The following is a 14686-nucleotide window of genomic DNA, read 5'->3' on the forward strand; positions in this document are numbered from 1 at the left end:
GACTTTCAGAACTGCCATGCCTGCCAATCATTTCAACACCCACTGCCCCGACTGGGCCGAGGCTTTGCTCAACGGTTTCAGTCAAATATTCCTCCAGCGTCATCCGCTGTGCGGCCTGTTGTGCCTGTTGGCGATCCTGCTGACGGCGCCCGTGCTGTTCGCCGGTGCGCTGCTCGGTGCCGTTGCCGGTTTGCTCACCGCGCAACGACGCAACTACGCCAAGGCTGATCGCCAGGCTGGACTGTTCAGCTACAACGGCATTTTGCTTGGCCTGTTGCTGAGCCTGTATTTCCCTTGGTCGCCGCTGCTGCCGCCGCTGATTCTTGCCGCTGGCGGATTGAGCGCGATGGTCACGCAGCAATGGCTCAAACACGTATATCGCAGCCGAGCCATACCGGCCTACACCTCGCCGTTCGTGGCCATGAGCTGGGTATTGCTGCTGTTCGCCGAACCGTCAGCGCCGATGGCGCACATCGAAATGAACACGCTGAATGTGCTTGCCGCCGAATTGCGCGGTTTGGGCCAGGTGATGTTCCTCGGCCATCCGCTGGCCGGCGCGCTGATTGCCATCGGTTTGCTGATCGCTGATCGCCGCGCATTTTGCTGGGCAATGCTCGCCTCGGTGATCGGCCTCGGCTCCAGCCTGCTGCATCACGAAAGCGGCTCCGCTTTGCTCGGTCTCGGCAGCTATAACGCCGTGCTCGCCGCCCTTGCATTCTCCGCGCAACGCCAGCAACCTTGGCTGCCACTGGTCGGCATCGTGCTGGCGCTGCTGGTCACTCCGCTATTTGCCGCTGTCGGCCTGGCCACCCTGACCGCGCCGTTCATCCTCGCCGGCTGGCTGATCCGCGCCGGTATTCAGATGCTCGGCAAAACGCCGGTCGAGCGTGCGCCTTGCGCTCATGGGGAGAATCAACCTAGGCTGCGCTGATCTTCGATTCAGGCGTTATCCATGGACAGCAGCAACAGTTGGCGCGAACGGCTTTACGTGATGATTTTCCAGAGCGACACCCTCGCCGGGCGTCGCTTCGACGGCATCCTGCTGTTGATCATCCTCGCCAGTCTGGTGATCGTGATGCTCGACAGTATCGACAGCATTCACCAGAACTATGCGGACGTGCTGGCCTACATCGAGTGGGGCTTCACGATCATCTTTCTCGGCGAGTACATCCTGCGCCTGTACTGCTCGCCCAAGCCATTGCGCTACGCCTTCAGCTTTTACGGGCTGGTGGATTTGCTGGCGATCGTGCCCGGCATCCTCGCCCTGTATTACAGCGATGCGCAGTACCTGCTGATTATCCGGATCATCCGCATGTTGCGGATCTTCCGGGTGCTCAAGCTCAGCCCGTACCTCAAGCAAGCCAATTATCTGATGTCGGCGCTGCGTGGCAGCAAGCAGAAGATCGTCGTGTTTCTGGTCAGCGTCTGCACCCTGGTGACGGTGTTCGGCACCTTGATGTACGTGATCGAAGGCCCGGAACATGGCTTCACCAGCATTCCCAAAGGCATCTATTGGGCCATCGTCACGTTGACCACCGTGGGCTTCGGCGACATCGTGCCGAAGACGCCGCTGGGCCAGGTGATTTCGTCGCTGGTGATGATCACCGGTTATTCGATCATCGCCGTGCCGACGGGGATTTTCACCGCCGAACTGGCCAACGCCATGCGCGGCGAACAGCTGCAACACGACTGCCCGGTGTGTAAGAAAAACAGCCATGAACACGGCGCGGCGTTCTGCTCGCGATGTGGCAATGCGTTGTTCAAGAAACTGGAATAAGCACAGAGCTTTTTAATCTTTAAACGACTATGCGCGCCCCGTTATAGTCAGTGGCAATTGAACATCACTCCCTGCTTCTACACCGATAAAACAAGGAATGCGCAGTGAAAAAACTCTTTGGCGCCTCACTTCTCGCCGCCGGCCTGGCCTTGACCAACATCGCTCAGGCAGCCCCGACGCTGCTCAACGTTTCCTACGACGTGATGCGCGATTTCTACAAGGACTACAACACTGCGTTCCAGAAACACTGGCAAGCCGAGCACAACGAAAACATTACCGTACAGATGTCCTTCGGCGGTTCGAGCAAGCAAGCGCGCTCGGTGATCGATGGCCTGCCGGCTGACGTCATCACCATGAACATGGCCACCGACATCAACGCCCTCGCCGACAACGGCAAACTGGTGCCGGAGAACTGGGTCACCCGACTGCCGAACAACAGCGCGCCGTTTACTTCAGCCACTGTGTTCATCGTCCGTAAAGGCAACCCGAAAGCCCTGAAAGACTGGCCGGATCTGCTCAAGGATGGCGTACAAGTGATCGTGCCGAACCCGAAAACTTCGGGCAACGGCCGCTACACCTACCTGTCGGCCTGGGGTTACGTGCTGAAGAACGGTGGTGACGAGAACAAGGCCAAAGATTTCGTCGGCAAACTGTTTAAGCAAGCGCCGGTACTCGATACCGGTGGCCGTGCAGCGACCACCACGTTCATGACCAACCAGATCGGCGACGTGCTGGTGACCTTCGAAAACGAGGCGGAAATGATCGCCCGCGAGTTTGGTCGCGATCAGTTTGAAGTGATCTACCCGAGTGTTTCGGCTGAGGCTGAGCCGCCGGTTTCTGTGGTCGATAAAGTGGTCGACAAGAAAGGCTCGCGTGCGGCGGCGGATGAATATCTGAAGTACCTGTGGTCGCCGGAAGGTCAGGAGATTGCCGCGGCAAACTACCTGCGTCCGCGTGATCCGGCGGTGCTGGCGAAGTACACCGATCGCTTCCCGAAAGTTGATTTCCTTTCGGTTGAGAAGACCTTTGGTGACTGGCGTACGGTGCAGAAGACTCACTTCAATGATGGTGGGGTTTTCGATCAGATTTATAGCGGGCAGTAAGGTTTAAGCTGGCGTGAAAAAGGCGATCCACAGTGGTCGCCTTTTTTGTGGCCGCTTTACCCTCACCCCAGCCCTCTCCCAGAGGGAGAGGGGGCCGACCGTGGGATGCTCAAAAGATTTGCCGACCTGAAAGTGCTGCTGTGAATCCATAATCGCTGCAAGTCTTTCAGGTCGATGTATAGCGCCAGACACCTCGGTCAGTCCCCTCTCCCTCTGGGAGAGGGTTAGGGTGAGGGGCTTTTACATCGGTGGGGTGACGCCATCCTTCCCCGCAGAAATCGATTGCGCCGTCAGCGTGCCATCCGCACTCTGCGTGACGAACGTAACGATCTTCACCCCAACCTTCAGCAAGCTCCGATCCCCCGGCACCAAATTCACAATCGGCACATCCTCGGGCACCAGAATCTTCTGCTGCCCACCCTTGTAGTTCACCGTCAACACCCGCCCGTTGCTCACCACCAGATCGCCGACGCTGCCATTGGTCATGCTGCTGCCCTTGGCCAGATCGAACGGCCGATGCCCGTCGCCGCTACCCGCCAGTTCCGGCGGGAACACATGCACCTCCAGCGCCTTGAGCGTGCCATCCTCCTGCGGTATCGCCGCCGAACCGATGTAGCTGCCGGGTTTGATGTCTTCGATATTGGCCAGGGTGACGGCGCGAATCTTGGTGTCACCGGTCAACTGGATTACCACGTTCTCGCCAGTGTTGACGTGGACTTTCAAGCTTTCTGCGTTGACCCCGGTGATCTCGCCGCGCACGCCAATGCGCATCCCCGGAGCATCGGCGGCCTGCACGCTCGTCGCGCCCAGCAGGCTGATCAGGACAATGGTTGCGGTGTGGCGAAGCGTCTGACGAAACATGGCAATCCTCCGGTCATGAATGTTGAACAAGCCGATACAAACATAAGCACGCTATCGAACAGGATGTAAGTGAATGTATCATCGACCCGCAACGGTCGGACGCAAGGTCCGCCGATGGATGACACGCTGCTAGCATCCCGTCATTGCGCAACGGAATAACTGATATCAACCGAAGGCGTCTTCTGCCCATCCGGTTTGCCCCATAGCCTTAGCGCATTCTTTCGCTGGATCGAGAACCCTTATGACCACCACCACTCACGCAATGACCCGAGGCATGGTGCTGCTGTTCGCCTTCTGCTGCGGCGCCATCGTTGCCAACATTTACTACGCGCAGCCGATCATCGGCCTGATCGCGCCGGACATCGGCCTCTCCGACACCATGGCCAGCTTCATCGTCTCGCTGACGCAGATCGGTTATGCGCTGGGCCTGTTCTTCCTCGTGCCGCTGGGTGATCTGCTGGAGAACCGCCGATTGATGATCATCACCACCGTGGTGGCGATTGCCAGCCTGCTGGCAGCGGCGTTTACCGATCAGCCGAATGTGTTTTTGCTGATCTCGTTGTTGGTGGGTTTCAGCTCGGTGTCGGTGCAGATCCTGATTCCACTGGCGGCGCATCTGGCACCGGAAGAGTCTCGAGGTCGTGTCGTCGGCGGGATCATGGGTGGTTTGCTGCTGGGTATTCTGTTGGCGCGGCCGGTGTCGAGCGTGGTCGCTGACCATCTCGGCTGGCGGGCGATGTTCATGATTGCCGCCGCATTGATGGCAGCGATCAGCGTTGTATTGGCGCTGACCGTGCCCAAGCGCCAACCGGATCATAGCGCCACCTACGGCCAACTGATCGGTTCGCTGTGGACGTTGCTGCGCCAGCAACCGGTACTGCGTCAACGGGCGTTTTATCAGGGCTGCATGTTCGCTACGTTCAGCCTGTTCTGGACCGCTGTGCCGCTGGAACTGGCGCGCAACCATGGCCTGTCGCAAAGCGAAATCGCCATCTTCGCCCTGGTTGGCGCCATCGGTGCCATCGCCGCGCCGATCAGCGGACGCCTGGCCGACGCCGGCCACACTCGCATCGCTTCGCTGCTGGCCATGGTCTTCGCCAGCCTAAGCTTCCTGCCCGCCTTCATCCACCCGGCTTACAGCGTCATCGGCTTGGCCGTGACCGGCGTGGTGCTCGATTTCTGCGTGCAGATGAACATGGTCCTCGGTCAGCGCGCGGTCTACTCGCTGGACGCGAAAAGCCGTGGCCGGCTGAACGCGCTGTACATGACCAGCATCTTTATCGGCGGCGCCTTCGGCTCATCGGTGGCCAGTGCGGTGTATGAGCATGGCGGCTGGTTGTGGATCGTGATTGTGGGGAGTGTGTTTCCGCTGTTGGCATTGTTGCGGTTTTTGAGTGCTTCCCAGCGTGGTTCATTGGCAACGGCATAAGGCGCCAAAAGCTTCGCGAGCAGGCTCGCTTGTATGGTAGGACTTGAAGGGAGGAGGAGGGACAAGGCTCGATTCTGGCTGTTGACGCAGCACAGACCGTGGGAGATTTCGCCCCTCCTCCTTTCACCCAAGCGCCGATAAAGAATGCATCTGGCTAGACCGACGATAGGAACAAGCCTGCGCCTCTGGGTGAGCCCTTCAAGTGCTCAAACCTTATCCCGGAGGAAATCCTGTGGCAATGCCAGTCGCTCTATCAAATCCGATCGTTGGCGTGGATGTCGCCAAAAATGAACTGGTGATTTATCAGGCCGATAGCGATCTGCTTGAAGCGATTCCCAACACCAAAACATCCATCAAGCAGTGGCTGAAGGCCTTGCTCGGCCCCGTGTCTATTGCCATTGAGGCAACCAACATCTACCACCTGGAATTCGCTGATTTGGCCTATGCGGCCGGTTGCACGATTTACATGGTGGGTGGCTATGAACTCAAACATTACCGCGAAGGCGTGAAGATCCGCGCCAAAACCGACGCCTTGGACGCCAAGCTGCTGGCCCGTTACCTGAAGAACGAAGCCGAGGAGTTGCGCCCCTGGACCCCGCCATCACCGCTGTACCGCCAGCTCCTGAGCCTTTTCCGCCGCCGCGCGGCTTTGGTCCAGGCAAGGGTCGGCCTGGTGCAGAGCTGGTCGAATGAGCCGCTGTTGAAGGCAGCTTTTGCTGAACAAATAAAATCCATGCAGCGGCTTGAAACGATGATCGAAAAGACGATCAACGATCAGCTCAAACAAGCCGGTTTGCTCTGCCAATTGAAGCGTTGCCTGAAAGTTGAGGGCATTGGATTTCTGACCGGAGCGCGCCTGCTCACGGCGTTTCAGCGGGGGGAATTTAGCAACGCGGATGCGTTTATCGCCTTCCTGGGCATGGATTTACGGGTATCGAAATCAGGGCAAAAGGACGGTCGCCGCAGCTTGACCAAGCGCGGAGACCCCGAGGCCCGCCGACTTTTGCACAACGCAGCGATGTCGGCTAGCCGTACGATAGCCTGGAAAGGGTTTTACGAAGCCCAAAGAGCACGGGGTTTCAGCACCACGCAGGCGTTGGTGATGCTGGCTCGCAAACTTGCTCGGGTGGTATTCGCCTTGCTGAAAGGGCAAAGCGAATATCAGACAAAAGTCAGTTGAGGGCTTCCCCTCAACCATAGAATCTCCCACAGGTTATTCACTGAGCCTGGGGGAGCGAGGAAGCTTAATAACGAACCAGTTTCTCCATGGCCGCATCCGCCAGAAAGGAGGAGCGACTTTTGACATTGTGTTCGCGCACATAACGGTCGATGCGCTGAATCACGTAACCGGGCAGCGTTACGTTGACCTTCTCGGTCTTGCCGAGATAGGGCGAAATGTCCAGCTCGAGCATGCCCCATCCCATGTCGGCAAAGTCCGGATTACTGCGATGAGCAGATGCCGAAGTCGGCATAGGAATCGACTCCCCGTCTGCCGCGATCTCCTGCAGCATGATGTGGGCGATTTCAACGGCAGCCTTGTAGGCATCTTCAAAGCTGTCCCCTGCCGTTACTGCGCCGGGAATATCAGGGATCTGAATACCGATGGCGGTATTTTCATCACCCCATTCGATGCAGATTGGATATTGCATTACGGATCTCCTTGGTAACTGGCTGGCGGGTTGTACAACCCGGCACGCCTCCTGATGCTTTTGACCGTCCCCAGTGGCAAATCCTTTTTCGGGTGAGGAACGGGAATCGTGTACGGGTTGTATCGGTGCCTGAAGATGTGATGACTGCCAGTGACCCGATCCAGCGTCCAGCCTGCCTCCTCCAACTCCTTGATCAATAGCCTGCTTTGCACCAACCGCCTCCTTGCCTTGGCCTTTTAAAAATAACCCTAGAGTTATCTTTACTCAAGCACAGAAATCCTGGAAGCGACGCCCGGTTGTTTTACAGAGTGTGATTGAAACGCTAGACCCTGAGCTTTGCGCAGCACTTCCTTGAGCAATTTCCGTGCGAACCCAACAGGCACACAGCAAAACGGCGATCCGAGGATCGCCGTTTCATTCACTGCCCGAACTGCTTGCCCAACCCCGGTGGCACGCCGTGGATGTTGGTGTCTTCCCACGGGCCGTTGGGGCTGACCGAGCGGCTCCAGCCGTTGTTCCAGCGGTAGTAGGTGCGCTGGCGGTAGAAGGTGTTGGTCTGGTCGTCGAGGACGTAGACGCCGAGTTTCTGATCCCAGTGGCTGTTGCCGCCCGGTGGTGGGGCGAAGCTGGCTGAGGTGCGCGGCACTGGTTTGGTTGGTTTCGCCGGGATGCTTTTGCCTGGGGTCGGCGAGGTCGACGGGGTCGGGCTTGGCTGCGACGGTGGGATTGGCGGCAGGTTGGTGGTCGGTTCCGGTCGTTGCACCGCACATGCACTCAAGCCCAGGGCCAGTGTGAGGACTGTGATTCGGGCGATGGTGTGCATGGCGGTGCTTTCCTGTTGTGTCCGGCTATTGGTCCGGGCTGTCGATGGTCAGTTTTTGTAGCGCAGTGGTGCTGCTGGCCAGAGGACCGCTGCGACCGACCCACTCACCGGCGGTCGGTTGACCAGCCCGTGAGATGCGCGCAACCAGTTGGACTTCAGGGAAGTTCGACAGTTTCAACTGCGGCATCATTGCGTCAGCATCGCCCAGTTCGACGGTCACCGGCAGATCGGCCACGGTCAGGCGTTTGGCCGCCAGCGGTGCTGGTGGGCCAGAGGTGGCGCGAGCGAAGATGAACACGCTGTCGCCCGGTTTCACTTTGCTTCTGAGTTCGCTGGCCAGATCGACGCTGACTTTCAACAGCGCGGCTTTCGCGGCTACCGGTGCCTGAGCGACTTTGCCGCCACTGGCTTCCAGACGCTCGGCGGCGCGTTTGATCCCGCCTTGCAGCGCAGCGCGGGAGCTGTCCTCCGGCGGCAATTGCGCGAGCAAGCGGTTCCAATAATCGATAGCCTCCTGATAACGCTCGCCTTCAAACGCAGCGATACCGAGCAAACCAAGGCTGGTGACTTCTTTCGGATCAGCCTTCAGCGCTTCGTCGGTCAGGGCCTGAATTTTCGTAGACCACTTCTTGCCGTCAGCAAAATACTGCGCCTGCGCCCACTGGCCGAGCAGCTCCGGCTGACGACCCGCCAGATTGGCGGCGCGTTCGAACATCTTTGCTGCGTCCGCCGGGCGCTCTTGCGCCATGTAGGTGCGGCCAAGGAAATACAGACCTTCTGCAGAATCCGGTTGCGCTGCAACAGCACGCTCCAGACGCTGGGTCATCTCTTCCATCGACTGCGGCGCCTGGGCGAATTCGCGGGTCAGTTCGACTTTGTCGGCAGCGCCAAAATGCAGATACAGCCCCAGGCCCAACACCGGCACCAGCACAGCCGCCAACAACGGCAACGGTTTACCCAGTCGGGAAACCCGTGGCGCGCTGACGCCTTCGGTATCTGCCAGCAACTCACGTGCAGCCTCGGCACGACCACTGTCCATTTGCGCAGCGTCGAGCACGCCTTCAGCCTGTTGCGCTTGCAACTCGGCGACACGCTCCTGATACAGCGCGACGTTCAAGGCAGTACGATCCTCTTCACGCTGGGCGCGACGTTCACGCAGCACCGGGATCAGCAGAAAACTCAGGGCGACCAGAAGCAACAGCCCTGCGGCAAGCCAGAAATCAATCATTCTTGGTTTTTATCCAACAGTTGGTCGAGGCGCTGACGCTCTTCGCTGGACAGCGCTTGCGGTGTCTCGGCACGCTGGCCGCGACGACGGCGGACGATCACCGCGATCACCACCAAACCACCGAGCAGCAGACCGGCCGGGCCGAACCACAGCAGTGCGGTTTTGGCATTGAGTGCCGGTTTGTAGCGGACGAAATCACCGTAGCGATCGACCATGAAGTCGATGATCTGCTGGTTGTCCTTGCCCTCGCCGAGCATGCGGAAAATCTCTTTGCGCAGGTCAGCGGCAATCGGCGCGTTGGAGTCGGCGATGTCCTGGTTCTGGCACTTGGGGCAGCGCAATTCCTTGGTCAGTTCGCGGAAACGCTCACGATCACCTTCTTTGGCGAACTCGTAGGTGTCGATGGCGGCATGGGCCACGCCGACCAGACTCAGGCCCAAAACCACGGCGGCTAAGAAACGCTTCATGGCTTGGCCTCATCGACCAGCGCCTGATACTTGGCCGCGAGTTTTTCGCGCCAGACCTGCTCGTCGATCACGCCGACGTACTTGTCGCGGATGATGCCTTTGGCGTCGATGAAGAAGGTTTCCGGTGCGCCGTAAACACCAAGATTGAGGCCCAGCGAACCTTCATCGTCGCGGATGTCCAGCGCATACGGATTGTGGAATTCGGCCAGCCACTTCAAGGCATCAGCGTTGGTGTCCTTGTAGTTGATGCCGTAGATCACCACGCCGCGCTCGGCGAGTTTGTTCAGCACCGGATGCTCGACCCGGCAGGAAATGCACCAGGTGCCCCAGACATTGACCAGCGCCGGTTTGCCGAGGATGTCGGCCTTGGTCAGGCTCTTGTCGCCCTGCACGTTGGGCAGGGAAAACTCCGGGAACGGTTTGTTGATCATCGCCGACGGCAACTCCGCCGGATCGAGGTACAGACCGCGATAAAGAAACACCGCCACCAGCAGGAAAATCGCCAGTGGCACCAGCATCAACCAACGTCTCATGCCGCCGCTCCCGTCATGCCCAGGGCTTCACGCACCTTGGCTTTCACCTTGACCCGATACCGTCGATCCAGCGCCGCCAGCAAGCCACCGAACCCGGTGAGCAAGCCGCCGAACCAGATCCAGCGCACGAACGGTTTGACATGCACGCGCACCGCCCACGCGCCATTGTCTAGCGGCTCGCCGAGGGCAACGTAGAGGTCGCGGGTGAAACCGGCGTCGATCCCGGCTTCGGTCATCACCGAGTTCTGCACCGTGTACAGACGTTTTTCCGGGTGCAGTACGCTGACTTCCTTGCCGTCGCGGATCACCCGAATAGTGCCTTTGTCGGAGGTGAAGTTCGGCCCTTCAAAGTGCTTGGCGCCTTCGAAGACAAAGTGATAACCGGCCAGGTCCATCGACTCGCCCGGCGCCAGACGCAGGTCGCGTTCGGCACTGTTCTGACTCGACAAGACCACGCCCAGCGCACACACGGCGATGCCGAGGTGGGCGATCTGCATGCCCCAATAGCTGCGGGTCAGGGTTGGAAGGCCTTTGATCAAACCTTTGTGGCGAGTCTTGTCGACGATGTCGCGTGCACCGGCCAGCAGCACCCACGCAGCAAGCAGGAAGGTCGCAATCACCGCCCAGTTGAAATCGCCGTAAGCGACACCGGCCACCACCGCCAGCGCAACGCTACCGAGCAGCACTGGCGTCAGCATGCTGGCCAGCCATTTCACCGGGGTGTCTTTCCAACGCACGATCACACCGACCGCCATCACCATCATCAGCAACGCCATCAACGGAATGAACAGCGCATTGAAGTACGGCGGGCCGACCGACATCTTCGCGCCGCTGAGGGCATCGAGAATCAGCGGGTACAGCGTGCCGAGCAGAATCATCGACGCCGCCACCACCAGCACCAGGTTGTTGCCCAGCAGCAGGGTTTCCCGCGACCACAGGTTGAAGCCGACCTGACTCTTTACGACCGGTGCGCGCAGGGCGAACAACGTCAGCGAGCCGCCGACCACGAACAACAGGAAGATCAGGATGAACACGCCGCGCTCAGGATCGGAGGCAAACGCGTGCACCGAAGTCAGCACGCCAGAACGTACGAGGAAGGTCCCGAGCAGGCTCAGCGAGAACGCGGCAATCGCCAGCAACACCGTCCAGCTCTTGAACACGCCACGTTTTTCCGTGACCGCCAACGAGTGCATCAGCGCGGTGCCGACCAGCCATGGCATGAACGAGGCGTTTTCCACCGGGTCCCAGAACCACCAGCCACCCCAGCCGAGTTCGTAATACGCCCACCACGAACCGAGGGTGATGCCGATACCGAGGAAGGCCCAGGCGACGATCGTCCACGGACGCGACCAGCGTGCCCATGCGGCATCGAGTCGACCGCCCATCAAAGCGGCAATGGCGAAGGCAAACGCCACCGAAAAACCGACGTAGCCCATGTACAACATCGGCGGGTGAACGATCAGACCGATGTCTTGCAACAACGGGTTCAAGTCAGCGCCATTGCTCGGCATCTGCGGCAGGATGCGTTTGAACGGGTTGGACGTGAGGATCAGGAACAGCAGGAAACCGGTGCTGATCATGCCCATCACCGCCAGGACGCGGGCAAGCATCACTTGCGGCAACTGCCGCGAGAACACCGACACCGCGAAGGTCCAGCCGCCGAGGATCAGCGCCCACAGCAGCAACGACCCTTCGTGGGCGCCCCACACCGCGCTGAATTTGTAATACCACGGCAACGCGGTGTTGGAGTTGTTCGCCACATATGCGACGGAGAAGTCATCGGTCATGAACGCGTAGGTCAGAATGCCGAACGCGAACAGCAGAAAGGCAAACTGACCCCACGCCGCCGGCTGTGCCAGGCTCATCCAGAAGCGGTCGCCGCGCCAGGCACCAATCAATGGCACCACGGCCTGCACCAGCGCAAAACACAGCGCCAAAATCATCGCCAGATGGCCCAACTCAGGAATAAAAATCGCCGAGGTCATCGATCAACCCTCCTTCGCAGGTGTGGGTGCGGACTGCCCGCTGTCTTTCAAGGCTTTGGTCACTTCCGGCGGCATGTACTTCTCGTCGTGCTTGGCCAGCACTTCATCGGCCACCACCACGCCGTCAGCGTTGAGCTTGCCGAGGGCGACGATGCCCTGCCCTTCGCGGAACAGATCCGGGAGGATGCCGCGATAGGCGATGGTCACGGATCTATTGAAGTCGGTGACGACGAATTTGACGTCCAGCGAGTCCGGCGAACGTTGCAGCGAGCCCTTCTCGACCATGCCACCGGCGCGGATGCGCGTGTCTTGCGGCGCTTCGCCATTGGCGATCTGGGTCGGGGTGTAGAACAGATTGATGTTCTGCTGCAGGGCGCTGAGGGCCAGGCCGACGGCAGCGCCGACCCCGACCAGAATGGCCAGAATGATGATCAGACGTTTCTTGCGCAGCGGATTCACTTGCCGTTCTCCCGGCGCAGACGACGCGCCTCTTGTTGCAGATAGCGCTTGCGGGCCGCAATCGGCGCCACCACGTTGAGGATCAGCACCGCCAGACAGATGCCGTAGGCCGACCAGACATACAGGCCATGATGACCCATGGCGAGGAAGTCGCCGAATGAAGCAAAACTCATCGAGCGGCCTCCAGACTGTTCTGCACTTCTTCTTTCACCCAACTGGCGCGGGCTTCGCGCTTGAGCACTTCGAGGCGCATGCGCAGCAACAGCACGGCGCCGAAGAAGCAGTAGAAACCCAGCACGGTCAGCAACAGCGGCAGCCACATTTGCGCCGGCATCGCCGGTTTTTCAGTGAGGGTGAAGGTCGCGCCTTGGTGCAGGGTGTTCCACCACTCCACCGAGTATTTGATGATCGGGATGTTGATCACACCGACGATGGCCAGCACGGCGCAGGCCTTGGCGGCGCTGTCGCGGTTGCTGATCGCATTGCCTAGCGCGATCACGCCGAAATACAGGAACAGCAGAATCAGCATTGAGGTCAAGCGCGCATCCCAGACCCACCACGAGCCCCAGGTCGGTTTGCCCCAGATCGCCCCGGTGACCAGCGCCACGGCGGTCATCCACGCGCCGATCGGTGCCGCGCATTGCAGGGCGACGTCGGCCAGTTTCATCTTCCACACCAGCCCGACCACACCGCACACCGCCAGCATCACGTAGATCGACTGAGCGAGCATCGCGGCAGGTACGTGGATATAGATGATGCGAAAGCTGTTGCCTTGCTGATAATCCGGCGGCGCGAAGGCCAGGCCCCAAACGACGCCGACGCCGATCAGTAGCAACGCTGCGATGCTCAACCATGGCAGGAACTTGCTGCTGATGCCGTAGAACCACTTGGGCGAGCCGAGCTTGTGAAACCAGGTCCAGTTCATACTGTTTCCATCACGGATGCCGCTCATCGGTGTGAGCTGGCATAGGGTCATGCTTTTATTAAAAAGCGGTTAATTTTAACCAGACCTCATTATTATTCGCCGACGCTGATCTTCAGGCCAGCAGCTATTGCAAAGGGTGTCAGGGTGATCGCCAGTGCGGTCAGGCTCCCAAGCCACAGCAGATACCCGGTCGCCGGCATGCCTTGGAGGGCTGCCTGCAAGGCGCCACTGCCAAGGATCAACACCGGGATGTACAACGGCAGAATCAGCAGCGCCAGCAACAGGCCGCCACGTTTCAAACCGACCGTCAGTGCCGCGCCCACCGCGCCGAGCAAGCTCAGCACCGGTGTGCCCAACAGCAACGAAAACAGCAAAACCGGCAGGCAGGCGGCAGGCAAACCGAGCATCAACGCCAGCAGCGGTGAGAGCAGAACCAGCGCCAGACCGGAGAAAAGCCAGTGTGCCAGCACCTTGGCCAAGACCAGAAGTGGCAGCGGGTGCGACGAAAGGACCCACTGTTCCAGGGATCCGTCTTCGAAATCACTGCGGAACAGCCCGTCCAGCGAGAGCAGGACCGACAACAGCGCCGCCACCCAGACTAACCCGGGGGACAGGTTTTGCAACACTTGAGTTTCCGGGCCGACGGCCAGCGGGAACAAAGCGATGACGATGGCGAAGAAAATCAGTGGATTGGCCAGCTCCGCCGGGCGGCGAAACAGCAGTCGGGATTCACGGGCAACCAGCAGGCCAAACACACTCATACTGCCCAGTTCCCCAGATCGATGTCGCGATAACCGGCCGGCATCCGGCTCAGCGTGTGGTGCGTGGTCAACACCACCAGACCGCCGCGTTCGCAGTGCCCGGCCAGATGTTCTTCAAGTTGTGCCACGCCTTGTTTATCAAGGGCAGTAAACGGCTCATCGAGAATCCACAGCGGCGGGCTGTCCAGATACAGGCGTGCCAACGCCACGCGACGTTGTTGACCGGCAGACAGGCTGTGGCAGGGAACATCTTCGAAACCGCGCAATCCTACTGCTGCCAGCGCTTGCCAGATGGCCTCGCGTTCGGCGGGATGATGCAGGGCGCAGAGCCACGACAGGTTCTCCTCCGGAGTCAGTAGATCCTTGATCCCGGCGGCGTGGCCGATCCACAGCAGGTTGCGGGCGAGTTCGCTGCGTTGTTCGGTCAGCGGCAGGCCATTGAGCAGGACGTGTCCAGCGGTCGGCTGCATCAGCCCGGACAGCAGGCGTAACAGGCTGGTTTTACCGCTGCCGTTGGGTCCGCTGATCTGCACCATATCGCCACTGGCGAGTCTCAATTCGAGATTTTCGAAGAGCAGCCGCAGATCACGTTCACACGCGAGGGCAACGGTTTGCAGGACAGGACTGGTCAAGGGATCACGGGCCTTATACGGTTCAAGTCGGCTCTGGCGCGGCCGTTAAAGAGA

General features: G+C 59.7%; 18 protein-coding genes. 5 read left to right on the top strand and 13 right to left on the bottom strand.

Features of this window, described 5'->3' with window-relative positions; translation table 11 throughout:
• Window positions 1-16 precede the first annotated feature (16 nt).
• The 3 genes from ACOYXE_RS14365 to ACOYXE_RS14375 all read left to right on the top strand — a co-directional run bounded on the left by ACOYXE_RS14365 (window position 17) and on the right by ACOYXE_RS14375 (window position 2880).
• The gene (locus ACOYXE_RS14365) at window positions 17-931 is read left to right on the top strand and encodes an urea transporter (RefSeq protein WP_460929723.1); all 915 of its coding nucleotides are present in this window, start codon (window positions 17-19) and stop codon (window positions 929-931) included.
• Window positions 932-952: 21 nt separating this feature from the next.
• On the top strand, window positions 953-1777 hold the full coding sequence (locus tag ACOYXE_RS14370) for an ion transporter (protein WP_016987501.1): 825 nt from the start codon (window positions 953-955) through the stop codon (window positions 1775-1777).
• Window positions 1778-1881: 104 nt separating this feature from the next.
• The gene (locus tag ACOYXE_RS14375; RefSeq protein WP_160056850.1) at window positions 1882-2880 is read left to right on the top strand and encodes a sulfate ABC transporter substrate-binding protein; all 999 of its coding nucleotides are present in this window, start codon (window positions 1882-1884) and stop codon (window positions 2878-2880) included.
• A 240-nt stretch (window positions 2881-3120) separates the two neighbouring features.
• Here ACOYXE_RS14375 and ACOYXE_RS14380 read toward each other — a convergent pair whose 3' ends face one another.
• A complete protein-coding gene (locus ACOYXE_RS14380; RefSeq protein WP_460929726.1) occupies window positions 3121-3741 on the bottom strand; it encodes a hypothetical protein in 621 nt (206 codons plus the stop codon).
• A 241-nt stretch (window positions 3742-3982) separates the two neighbouring features.
• On the opposite strand from ACOYXE_RS14380, the gene ACOYXE_RS14385 reads away from it, so the two are divergent.
• Both ACOYXE_RS14385 and ACOYXE_RS14390 read left to right on the top strand, forming a co-directional pair.
• A complete protein-coding gene (locus ACOYXE_RS14385; RefSeq protein ID WP_212622684.1) occupies window positions 3983-5170 on the top strand; it encodes an MFS transporter in 1188 nt (395 codons plus the stop codon).
• Window positions 5171-5408: 238 nt separating this feature from the next.
• Window positions 5409-6350 (top strand): IS110 family transposase, encoded by a 942-nt coding sequence (locus ACOYXE_RS14390; RefSeq protein ID WP_405124250.1) that lies wholly within the window; start codon window positions 5409-5411, stop codon window positions 6348-6350.
• A 64-nt stretch (window positions 6351-6414) separates the two neighbouring features.
• Here ACOYXE_RS14390 and ACOYXE_RS14395 read toward each other — a convergent pair whose 3' ends face one another.
• The 12 genes from ACOYXE_RS14395 to ccmA form a co-directional block, all read right to left on the bottom strand.
• Window positions 6415-6819: a type II toxin-antitoxin system HicB family antitoxin gene (locus ACOYXE_RS14395; protein ID WP_460929728.1), complete on the bottom strand. Its 405-nt coding sequence runs from the start codon at window positions 6817-6819 to the stop codon at window positions 6415-6417.
• A complete protein-coding gene (locus tag ACOYXE_RS14400) occupies window positions 6819-7031 on the bottom strand; it encodes a type II toxin-antitoxin system HicA family toxin (RefSeq protein WP_160056844.1) in 213 nt (70 codons plus the stop codon). The genes ACOYXE_RS14395 and ACOYXE_RS14400 overlap by 1 nt, the downstream gene beginning before the upstream one ends.
• Window positions 7032-7237: 206 nt before the next feature.
• Window positions 7238-7642 (bottom strand): hypothetical protein, encoded by a 405-nt coding sequence (locus tag ACOYXE_RS14405; protein ID WP_123452769.1) that lies wholly within the window; start codon window positions 7640-7642, stop codon window positions 7238-7240.
• Window positions 7643-7667: 25 nt separating this feature from the next.
• Window positions 7668-8870 (bottom strand): c-type cytochrome biogenesis protein CcmI, encoded by a 1203-nt coding sequence (gene ccmI / locus ACOYXE_RS14410; protein ID WP_460929731.1) that lies wholly within the window; start codon window positions 8868-8870, stop codon window positions 7668-7670.
• Window positions 8867-9337, bottom strand: a complete 471-nt coding sequence (locus ACOYXE_RS14415; protein ID WP_034151529.1) for a cytochrome c-type biogenesis protein — start codon at window positions 9335-9337, stop codon at window positions 8867-8869. Before ACOYXE_RS14415 ends, ccmI begins: the two co-directional genes overlap by 4 nt.
• A complete protein-coding gene (locus ACOYXE_RS14420) occupies window positions 9334-9870 on the bottom strand; it encodes a DsbE family thiol:disulfide interchange protein (protein ID WP_007919961.1) in 537 nt (178 codons plus the stop codon). The genes ACOYXE_RS14415 and ACOYXE_RS14420 overlap by 4 nt, the downstream gene beginning before the upstream one ends.
• Window positions 9867-11855 carry a heme lyase CcmF/NrfE family subunit gene (locus ACOYXE_RS14425; RefSeq protein ID WP_460929734.1) on the bottom strand — a complete coding sequence of 663 codons (1989 nt, stop codon included), beginning with the start codon at window positions 11853-11855 and terminating at the stop codon, window positions 9867-9869. The genes ACOYXE_RS14420 and ACOYXE_RS14425 overlap by 4 nt, the downstream gene beginning before the upstream one ends.
• A 3-nt stretch (window positions 11856-11858) precedes the next feature.
• Complete coding sequence (gene ccmE / locus ACOYXE_RS14430) at window positions 11859-12314, bottom strand: cytochrome c maturation protein CcmE (protein ID WP_460929736.1); 456 nt, start codon at window positions 12312-12314, stop codon at window positions 11859-11861.
• Window positions 12311-12487, bottom strand: coding sequence for a heme exporter protein CcmD (ccmD, locus tag ACOYXE_RS14435; protein ID WP_003222944.1), 177 nt, complete (start codon window positions 12485-12487; stop codon window positions 12311-12313). Before ccmD ends, ccmE begins: the two co-directional genes overlap by 4 nt.
• Window positions 12484-13239 (bottom strand): heme ABC transporter permease, encoded by a 756-nt coding sequence (locus ACOYXE_RS14440; RefSeq protein ID WP_460929740.1) that lies wholly within the window; start codon window positions 13237-13239, stop codon window positions 12484-12486. The genes ccmD and ACOYXE_RS14440 overlap by 4 nt, the downstream gene beginning before the upstream one ends.
• Window positions 13240-13331: 92 nt before the next feature.
• Window positions 13332-14000, bottom strand: coding sequence for a heme exporter protein CcmB (gene ccmB, locus ACOYXE_RS14445; RefSeq protein WP_008083427.1), 669 nt, complete (start codon window positions 13998-14000; stop codon window positions 13332-13334).
• Window positions 13997-14632 carry a cytochrome c biogenesis heme-transporting ATPase CcmA gene (gene ccmA / locus ACOYXE_RS14450; protein ID WP_316917859.1) on the bottom strand — a complete coding sequence of 212 codons (636 nt, stop codon included), beginning with the start codon at window positions 14630-14632 and terminating at the stop codon, window positions 13997-13999. Before ccmA ends, ccmB begins: the two co-directional genes overlap by 4 nt.
• Window positions 14633-14686: the final 54 nt, after the last annotated feature.

This window comes from Pseudomonas sp. MC6 (assembly GCF_054790575.1).

What these genes read in the sequence shown, in the direction of transcription:
- ACOYXE_RS14365 (WP_460929723.1), top strand. Translation starts at nt 17, where the DNA reads ATGCCTGCCAATCATTTCAACACCCACTGCCCCGACTGGGCCGAGGCT.
- ACOYXE_RS14370 (WP_016987501.1), top strand. Translation starts at nt 953, where the DNA reads ATGGACAGCAGCAACAGTTGGCGCGAACGGCTTTACGTGATGATTTTC.
- ACOYXE_RS14380 (WP_460929726.1), bottom strand. Translation starts at nt 3,741, where the DNA reads ATGTTTCGTCAGACGCTTCGCCACACCGCAACCATTGTCCTGATCAGC.
- ACOYXE_RS14385 (WP_212622684.1), top strand. Translation starts at nt 3,983, where the DNA reads ATGACCACCACCACTCACGCAATGACCCGAGGCATGGTGCTGCTGTTC.
- ACOYXE_RS14390 (WP_405124250.1), top strand. Translation starts at nt 5,409, where the DNA reads ATGCCAGTCGCTCTATCAAATCCGATCGTTGGCGTGGATGTCGCCAAA.
- ACOYXE_RS14395 (WP_460929728.1), bottom strand. Translation starts at nt 6,819, where the DNA reads ATGCAATATCCAATCTGCATCGAATGGGGTGATGAAAATACCGCCATC.
- ACOYXE_RS14405 (WP_123452769.1), bottom strand. Translation starts at nt 7,642, where the DNA reads ATGCACACCATCGCCCGAATCACAGTCCTCACACTGGCCCTGGGCTTG.
- ccmI (WP_460929731.1), bottom strand. Translation starts at nt 8,870, where the DNA reads ATGATTGATTTCTGGCTTGCCGCAGGGCTGTTGCTTCTGGTCGCCCTG.
- ACOYXE_RS14415 (WP_034151529.1), bottom strand. Translation starts at nt 9,337, where the DNA reads ATGAAGCGTTTCTTAGCCGCCGTGGTTTTGGGCCTGAGTCTGGTCGGC.
- ACOYXE_RS14420 (WP_007919961.1), bottom strand. Translation starts at nt 9,870, where the DNA reads ATGAGACGTTGGTTGATGCTGGTGCCACTGGCGATTTTCCTGCTGGTG.
- ACOYXE_RS14425 (WP_460929734.1), bottom strand. Translation starts at nt 11,855, where the DNA reads ATGACCTCGGCGATTTTTATTCCTGAGTTGGGCCATCTGGCGATGATT.
- ccmD (WP_003222944.1), bottom strand. Translation starts at nt 12,487, where the DNA reads ATGAGTTTTGCTTCATTCGGCGACTTCCTCGCCATGGGTCATCATGGC.
- ACOYXE_RS14440 (WP_460929740.1), bottom strand. Translation starts at nt 13,239, where the DNA reads ATGAACTGGACCTGGTTTCACAAGCTCGGCTCGCCCAAGTGGTTCTAC.
- ccmB (WP_008083427.1), bottom strand. Translation starts at nt 14,000, where the DNA reads ATGAGTGTGTTTGGCCTGCTGGTTGCCCGTGAATCCCGACTGCTGTTT.